Source organism: Nocardioides malaquae (genome assembly GCF_015070385.1).
GTDB classification, from domain to species: domain Bacteria; phylum Actinomycetota; class Actinomycetes; order Propionibacteriales; family Nocardioidaceae; genus Nocardioides; species Nocardioides malaquae.
On record NZ_JADCSA010000024.1, the window covers coordinates 1 to 7,820 of the forward strand.

6 protein-coding genes are annotated in these 7,820 nt (G+C 68.2%); 4 read left to right on the forward strand and 2 right to left on the reverse strand.

From position 1 onward, the window contains the following. Nucleotides 1-90 precede the first annotated feature (90 nt). On the reverse strand, nt 91-678 hold the full coding sequence (locus tag IEQ44_RS15365) for a dual specificity protein phosphatase family protein (protein WP_193639361.1): 588 nt from the start codon (nt 676-678) through the stop codon (nt 91-93). Between the two features lie 115 nt (nt 679-793). Between IEQ44_RS15365 and IEQ44_RS15370 the strand changes: the two genes are divergently transcribed. Next, complete coding sequence (locus tag IEQ44_RS15370; RefSeq protein WP_193639362.1) at nt 794-1,399, forward strand: sigma-70 family RNA polymerase sigma factor; 606 nt, start codon at nt 794-796, stop codon at nt 1,397-1,399. A gap of 85 nt (nt 1,400-1,484) precedes the next feature. Next, a complete protein-coding gene (locus IEQ44_RS15375; RefSeq protein ID WP_193639363.1) occupies nt 1,485-2,648 on the forward strand; it encodes a PD-(D/E)XK nuclease family protein in 1,164 nt (387 codons plus the stop codon). Nucleotides 2,649-2,746: 98 nt separating this feature from the next. On the opposite strand, the gene IEQ44_RS15380 is transcribed toward IEQ44_RS15375, so the two are convergent. After that, nucleotides 2,747-6,550 (reverse strand): NB-ARC domain-containing protein, encoded by a 3,804-nt coding sequence (locus IEQ44_RS15380; protein ID WP_193639364.1) that lies wholly within the window; start codon nt 6,548-6,550, stop codon nt 2,747-2,749. 115 nt (nt 6,551-6,665) lie between these two features. Between IEQ44_RS15380 and IEQ44_RS15385 the strand changes: the two genes are divergently transcribed. Both IEQ44_RS15385 and IEQ44_RS15390 read left to right on the forward strand, forming a co-directional pair. Continuing rightward, nucleotides 6,666-7,157, forward strand: a complete 492-nt coding sequence (locus IEQ44_RS15385; RefSeq protein WP_193639365.1) for a hypothetical protein — start codon at nt 6,666-6,668, stop codon at nt 7,155-7,157. Continuing rightward, nucleotides 7,154-7,711 (forward strand): KH domain-containing protein, encoded by a 558-nt coding sequence (locus IEQ44_RS15390; protein ID WP_193639366.1) that lies wholly within the window; start codon nt 7,154-7,156, stop codon nt 7,709-7,711. The genes IEQ44_RS15385 and IEQ44_RS15390 overlap by 4 nt, the downstream gene beginning before the upstream one ends. Nucleotides 7,712-7,820: the final 109 nt, after the last annotated feature.

Genomic DNA, 7,820 nt, shown 5'->3' on the forward strand with positions numbered 1-7,820 from the left:
TGTGGGATTCGCCTGGCAGCTGATCTTGCAGCGCTGAGTCCCCACGGCCTTGACGGCCAATAGGAGCATCAGTTTTGGTCGACGACGTCTTCACGACGCCTCGCCGAGTCGGATGGAGCGGATGATCCGGACCACGTCGAGCGGGTGGGCCTGGCGCCAGTCCTTGACGCGGCGACGGGTGACGGCGCGTTCACCGCCGGTGGCACCGGTGCGGGCGAGGTGCCACTCGAGGGCGTCCTCGGCGTACCAGACGTTGGCGATGGGGCGTGCCGCGCGGATCGCAGCGATCGCCTCGACCGGGTCCCAGCCGAGCCGCAGCATGACGGCGTACCCGGCGCTGGGGCCGCGGTTGATGCCCATGTGGCAGTGGGTGAGCACCACTCCCCCGGCCTCGATCGCGTCGAGCGCCCAGTCGGTGACGCTCTCGAACCACGCCGCGGGCACGCGCTGGCCGGCGTCGTCGATGCCGTCCCACCGGTACTCGACCTCCGGCACGAGCGACCACAGCTCGACGTCGTCGCACTCCTGGCGGACGTCGAGCACGTGGGTGATGCCCGCGCCGACGAGGTCGAAGGCCTGCGCTGCCGCGGTGTCGTTGTCGTACGCGAGGTCCCCGCCGACGGCGAGGTGGTGTGTGACAAAGTGGGCGTTCGCCACGGTCAGGGTCGGAAGGCTCATGTCGAGTCCCGTCTTGCGGTGCCCCCTGGTGGGGCGTTCACCACCTACGACGTCGAGGGCTCCGAGAATCTGACAAAGCCCCTCCGGCAGTGGTGCGGCTACCTAGGCTGACCGGGTGGACTACGAGGCCCTCATCGACGTGGCGCGACCGATCGTGCGGGGCCGTGGTGGACGTGCTGGGCTGGGCGAGGCCGACCTCGAAGACCTGCTGCAGATCGTGCTCACGAAGTTCGTCACGACGTGGGACGACGACAGGGCGCCCGACAACGTCGAAGCCTGGCTGGAGACCGCCACGAAGAACGCGATCATCGACCGCGCCCGCGCTGAGGACCGCCGGCCTGCGGCCAACTTCGCGCAGGATGACGACGCGGACCCCGTGGGCCTCCTGGTCCACCAGATGCGGTCGTCGCGCGTCGCCTCGCTGCCTGCTGTGGGTGCCGTGGTCATCGACGACGCCTTGGCACTCCTGGCGTCACGGGACGCCGACGTGCTGCGCCGACGGTTCATCGAGGGTCGATCCGCCGCCGAGGTGGCTGAAGAACTGGGCCTCTCACCGGCCTCCGTCGACCAGCGAGTCAGCCGAGCCAAGAGGAAATTGCGAGAGGCGCTGGAGGATCGCCCTGACCTCAGGGAAGCGTTGGAGGCGCCGCATCCGCAGCCGTACGCCCTGGAGCAGAGGCCGCGAGTACGCCGCGGTGGACTCCCCCGCACGGGCGTGTGACGTCCTGGTCGTGACCTCAGATGCCGCGGCAGACGAAGGCCCCGTTCCCGCACCGGGGACAACCGCGGACCGTTACGGTGGGCGAGTGAATGAGCGACTGGTCACCATGCTGCTCCCGGCACTGTCCGGGAGCTCCGCGCCAGCGTTCAACGTCTTCGACGTGATGCATCACGGCACCCACGAGAAGCAACTCTCCAACGTGTTCGCGTGGCTGCTGGACCGCGATGGCTCCCACGGGCTCGGCAGCCATTTCCAGGACATCCTCGTGGACGCCGTCAACCGCCACCGTGCGTCGGGGACCGAGATCGCCAGCGGGTCCTTCAGCGTGCGTCAGGAAGTGAACGTCTCCGGCCCCGATGAGCCGATGGACATCGCTGACCTCGTGCTGGAGGACGACGACACCCGGCTCGTCATCGAGAATTACTACACGTCGGACGGCCATGGTCACAGTTACAAGCGGTACCTGAACTACGCGACTCTCTCAGGCAAGCAGGGCGTCGTGGTGATGCTCTGCGCGAGGGTCAACAGCGCGTTTCTGTCCGGCGGGTGGGAAAAGGCTGCTGTCGTTTCTTACCCCGACCTCATCGCCCCGCTCACAGAGCTCATCGAGGGCGACGCGCGGTACCGCCGGACCCACCCGGACCAGGTCGCCTTCCTTCGGCACCTCCACCACCGCTTCGTCAAGGACCGAACAGTGAATGACCACGACATGATCCAGTTCATCGACGCGATGTGCTCGAGTGGGCAGGCCAAGCACTACCGCACCCAGAGCGTCGAGGCTGCTGCGGTGAACTTCGCTGATTCCTTACGCGACCGGGCTCATGACCAGTTCGGCGAGAGCCGCGCATTGCTGCAGCGCGTCAAGGCGGCCTTGAAAAACCACGCCTCTCGTCACCTCGTGCCGCAGCTCGCGCAGGTTCTTGGCCCGGACCGCGTCACCGAAGCGAGTGCCAACTACGCAGGCATCTACCAGTGGACGGTCAACTTCGCTGTCGCCGGCAGAGAGGGTGACGGCGAGGCGCCGCTTCAGCTGAAGTTCGGGCCTTCGGCCTGGTGGGCCAACGAGTCCGACCAGTCTTGGCAGAAGGTGGTCACCGATCCCGACTACTCCCGACTGTTCCTCACCCACCGCAGCACGCAGGAGATTCGACAGTCGGCTGTCACCCTGCAAGAGGTCCTCGACGGACTCGCCGCCGACGACCACCGGTTGCGCGACGAACTGGTGAACCTGCTCAACGGGGTCGACTGACGGAGCAGCGGCTTCGACGCGCTCCATTTCGTCGGCGTTGAAGGTGCGAGCATGACCGCATGTCCCGGGTTGCGCACTCTGGATCCGTCGGGTGGTACTCAGGCTTCGTCCTCAGCGCTCCAGCCGAGTTCCGCGGCCCGCGCCCGGAACTCAGCCGCCTCGGGGTCGCCCTGCTGCTCCAGCCCCGACGCCAGGAGCAGGAGCAACTCCACGAAGTCCGACTCGTGCTTGCCGGGGTCGACGACGAGGAGATGCTCGTAGATCTCCACGCAGCGGCGGAAACACCCCCACGCCTCAGGGTCATCCGTGACGATGGCGGACATGGTCAGCGCATCGATGAGGAGCCTCCTGAGGCGATGCTCATCGGGATGGGCGTCGATGGCCGCCTCGAGCAGCGACACAGCGCGACCGGCTGGCTCGCCCGGTCGTTCTGTGTCCCCGGCCTGGAAATGGAGACCAGCTGCCCTCACCAGCGCCTCGGACAGGTCGGCGACGGGTTCGACGTCAGCCGGTGCCTGCAGGAGCCGGGCTTCCAACGCCTCCACCAACCGGTCCGCGACGTCGGACGCCTGGCCCCACTCCTGCAACCCCTGCAGGGCGTTTCGCAGCCGATGGAGGGCCACGTGCATGTCGTGGGGCGGCCAGGCGGGATCCATCTCCGCCAAGAGCGTCTGGATGCTGATGCTGCGCTCCAGATGTCCGACGGCCTCGCGGTGCTCACCTGCCCGCGATGCGCACAACCCGGCGAAGGAAAGCTCGTCCGCCATCTGGGACTCGTGAGCCCACTGGTCGGGGTCAGGGTGCGACTCAAGGTGTTCAAGACGAGAGCGAGTCAGCGACAGCGCATCGCCCCACCTTTCAGACGTCGCGGCCACCAGGGTCTGTTCTTGGAGTTCCAGGCCATTGACCATGGTCAACGAATCAGCCATCTCCGCGTACGTCCGCTCCAGTACTTCTTTGACGTCCGGGTCCAGGTGAAGGTGTGTCGGAGAGTCACCCTCGGAGTGTCGACGACCCATGAAGCGAGCATGAGCCAGAGTGGCGAGGGCACGCTCACTGAGTCCACGGTGAAGTTGCACGCTCGCGAGGAGGACACGACGCCCTGGCAGCAGGTCGCGGCTGTCGAGCGCACGTGTGAGGCACTCTTCCGCCTCAGCCCACGCACGTTCTTCGATGTGCAATCCAGCCAGGAACATCAGGTAGTAGTGGGACAAGGACGGGTGGCGAGGCTGGCCCCCCAAGGCTACGAGGGCCTGCTGGGCTGACTCGATCGCTTCGCCGCGGCGTCCCAGCGCTGCCAGCACCTTTGCCTTGCCATACCAGTGCTGCGCGACCACCAAGGCCGCATCCCCGACCGTGTCTGGCACCACGGGCGGCTCCCCCTTGAGCACTCGATCGGCACGCTCAAACAGCTGGGCCCTGCGGTCAGCCAAGCCGCAAGCGACGTACAGGTCGGCGAGATCCGTGAGCCACCACGCGTTCAGCTCCCTCGCGTCAGCGATGACGCCCTCGTAGGTCGCGATGGCCTGAGCCCTGGCGGCTGCGGCCTTGGCCTCGTCCCCGAGGGCCTGATGGGCCGCGGCCAACTGCCCGAGGCTCCGTCCCCGCCACGCGCCCTCCTCACGCTCCACCGTCTTCTCCAGGACGTCACGCACGGCTGCGCGCATGGCCGCGGGAGTCTCCAGGCCCCGAGCGGCCAACGCTGCGTCGTCGACCCCGGTCCGCTCGAGCTCGATGCTCTCGGCCAGCCACAGTTCGGCCCAGCGCACCTGGCCGACGGCGCCGGCACGCAGGAGCGCCGGCGCGATCGCGCGGACACGGTTCATGCCGAACTCGACCGTCCCCAGCGACGGACGGTCGAGGTATGACCGCAGCGCAGCGACCACGTATGAGGCGGGTTCCTGCAAGCCCACGACCTCGTCCAGCGCGTCGGTGTTCGCCAGCAGGACGCTGTGGGCTGGTTCGTCGAGAGTGATTCGCTTCAACCACTCCACACTCAGGATGTGTGCCAACTCGTGGACGGTCTCCCCGTCGAAGTGCTCACGCACCGCGCGCGCTGCGAGCTGGTGCATCGCCACGCGCCCGTTTCTCCACGACCCACCACGCAGGTCCACGATGCTGTGGTCGATCAGCCGCTGCACGACCACGGGCACGCGGTGCCTCCGCTGCAGGGTCCCCCCTCCTGCCACCCACGTCGCCACCGCCTCCGTGTCCCAGACCCAGGTCGGATGCCCGTCTGTGGCCTGGAGCGCCGCGACGAGCACGGCCCGTTCGACCAGGCCTTCGGGAAGCCCCCTGCTGGCTCTGGCCAAGGCGGCTCTCCACGTGGCGGCGATCAGGCGCGGGTACCCACCGGGGTCACGTTCGTCCGCCACCAGGTCAAGCGGATGATCGGCGGTGAACTCGCTGATCCACTCGTCGATCTCGAGCGCGTTGGAGGCGATGGTCGCGGCTGCGATCGAGAGGGCAAGGGGGTGGTGACCGACTGTGTGGGCGAGTGTTGCGAGCTGTGCTTCTGCGGCTTGCGCGAAGGGCGAGTCCGCACCATTCCTGCGATGGACGTCGCTCCTCAGGAAGGCGACAGCCTCGTCATCGCTGAAGTGCTCCGCCCTGACCACTCGGCCGTGGCTGCCCATGCGCACCGACCGGCTGGTGGTGGTGATCACCGTCCGTCCACCCGGGTTCGCGCCGGACGGCACGAGGTTGGCGTCGATGAGCTCGTCGGCGTCGGCGTTGTCGAGGACGACCAGCCAGCGCCACGCGCTGGTGGCGAGGGCCGCGAGGACGGCGCGTGCTTCCTGGCCGGGGGACTTCGACCCGGTGGGCGGCCCCATGAGGCCACGGGCGCGGAGTGCCTCCCCTGCCTCGGCCAGGGCTGCCTGGACCGACTCGACCCCGGCGGAGTCCACCCAGACCAGGAGGGATGCCCTCTCGTCGCTCCGGTCGGCGAGGGCATCGCGCATCAGCTTCCGCGCTGTGAAGGACTTCCCGAGCCCGGGTCCTCCGGTCAGCCAGACGCGCCCGTCGCCGCCCTCGGCCCAGTGGTGGCCGATCTCGACCTCGACGAAGCGGGGCTGGTAGCCGGCGCCCACGTCGGCGGGCGCGCCGATGCACACGGGTCCGGGAACCGCACTCCGAACCTCGGCCGCCGCGGGCGACGGCAGGGCACGGGCCGCCTCCGTCCGCGCGGCCGGTGCCCCTGACACGGTGGGCGCTTCGTCCCAGGTCCAGACGACCCTGTACCTGCCGTCAGGGTCCTGCGTGAGATTCGCCGCGACGGGCACGTCCGCCTGGATGTCCCGGCCAGCGAGGATGTGCTGGGCCATGAGCACGGTCAGGCGAGCGGCCTGCTTGCGAAAGCTCTGGCCGGAGGACTTGCGGCCGCACTTCTCGTTGGCACGTTCCGCCCACATCATCGTGGCAAAGTCCTTGCGCGTTCCCGGGACCTGGATGTCACAGACGGTCCGGCCACCGATTTCCAAGCGCTTGAGTGGGAGACGGGGGCGCGACCCGTTGGTCTCGATGTTCCAGCACACCTGCCCGAGGACCAGGATCGCCTCCTCGGAGAGGTCGTGGGTCTTGTTGATGACCCGACGCGACGACTGCTGGGCCGCCACCTCGGTGAGTGCGTCATAGATGACCCGGCGCACCTCATCAGATGTCACCCGCGCGTCCAGACCCAGGAGGCCGGCCAGGAGGACCTCGAGCTCGTCGGGAAGGCCCAACACGTCGAGGGGGTCGGCGTCGATGTCGCCGCTCTCGCTCAGTCCGTACTGCTTGGCGAACCGGTCGAGGAAGCCGGACAGGACCACGACCGGGTCTGCTGTGGCAGGTACTCCACCGAGCACGTGGCTCAACCCGTGGATGAGGTCTCCGGTGATCGCGATTTCATATCTGGCCACAGGGCTGATCCTGCCAGCGAACAGGGGTAGGCAGGGTAGGCATTGGAAGACGTGATGCCTCCTGTGCCTCGCCCCATCGTCTGTCTCACCAAACCACGCACAGCAGGAGACAGACATGAAGAGCTCGATCCCCGCACCTTCACGCCACACCCGTTTCGCTGCCCTCGTCGACATCGAGAACGTCCTCATCAGCGACGGCCGTCTGCTCGACCAGTCCGAGGCGTCCGACCTGGTCCAGGACCTCAGAGGCTGCCTCGGACCCATCCCCACACGCCTCGCGACCGGACCGAAGGTCCTGGGCCGACACACTGCGGCGGTGACGGCGTTCGGCGCCGGACTGACCCTGGTGGGCACCTCTCCAGACGCTGCGGACGCCGCTCTGGTGGAAGCAGGTCGAGACTTCGTGGCGGCAGGCGTGACCGACCTGGTCATCGTCAGTGGCGACCACGCCTTCACGGAGCTGGCGTCCATCGCCCGGCTCCACGTGGTCTCACACTCTCACCACCTGAGCCGCCGGTTGCAGCTTGCGGCCAGCACCCTCACCCTGATCCCCGCCCGCCGCCCCGCCACCGCGACCGCAGCAGCTTTCCGGAAGGCAGTCATTTGAGCACCTCAACCGTGGCCCTCGTCCTGGCCGCCCTCGCGGCCCTCACTGTCGGTGTGGTCGTCCTCCTCCGCCGACGTCCCCGCGATGCCCACACGACCCGTCCCGCTGGCCTGCCGCCGGCCACCCGTCTGTGCTACACCCGACACCTCCGCGAGCGCATGGCCCAGCGGGGCGTCTCCTCCACCGAGGTCGAACAGACGCTCTCGAGCCCGGACCGCCTCGAGCACGACGTGACGCAGCAGAGCATGCGGTTCGAGAAGGACTTCCCCGAGAAGGTCCTGAAGGTCTGGGTGGCGCGAGAGCCCGGGGCCGCGTGGCCCCCTGCCGACGCGGTCGTCAAGAGCACCGCGTGGGCCTTCACGACCACCCTCGAGGTGCGACCGGACTCCGTCGGTCGCCTGATCGGGCGACGTGGTGCCACGATCCAGTCCATCCGGCAGGCGACGGGCGCGCGCATCTGGGTCAAGGACAACGTCGTGCACGTCCGGGCCGACGACGGCCGCTCCTTCCACCAGGCCAAGGAACGCGTTCTCGAGGTGACCAGATGCGCCTGACCACGCCCCCTCGCACCAGCGCTAGCATCCCGTCAGTGTGAGGCTTCTGCTGCCGCTGTTGCGGTGGTTGGATCCCGAGCACCTGGTGTCTGGCTCGTAGCCTCCGTGC

Bases quoted from the DNA above. Each gene is read 5' to 3' on its own strand.
- IEQ44_RS15365 (WP_193639361.1), bottom strand. From the start codon at position 678: ATGAGCCTTCCGACCCTGACCGTGGCGAACGCCCACTTTGTCACACAC.
- IEQ44_RS15385 (WP_193639365.1), top strand. From the start codon at position 6,666: ATGAAGAGCTCGATCCCCGCACCTTCACGCCACACCCGTTTCGCTGCC.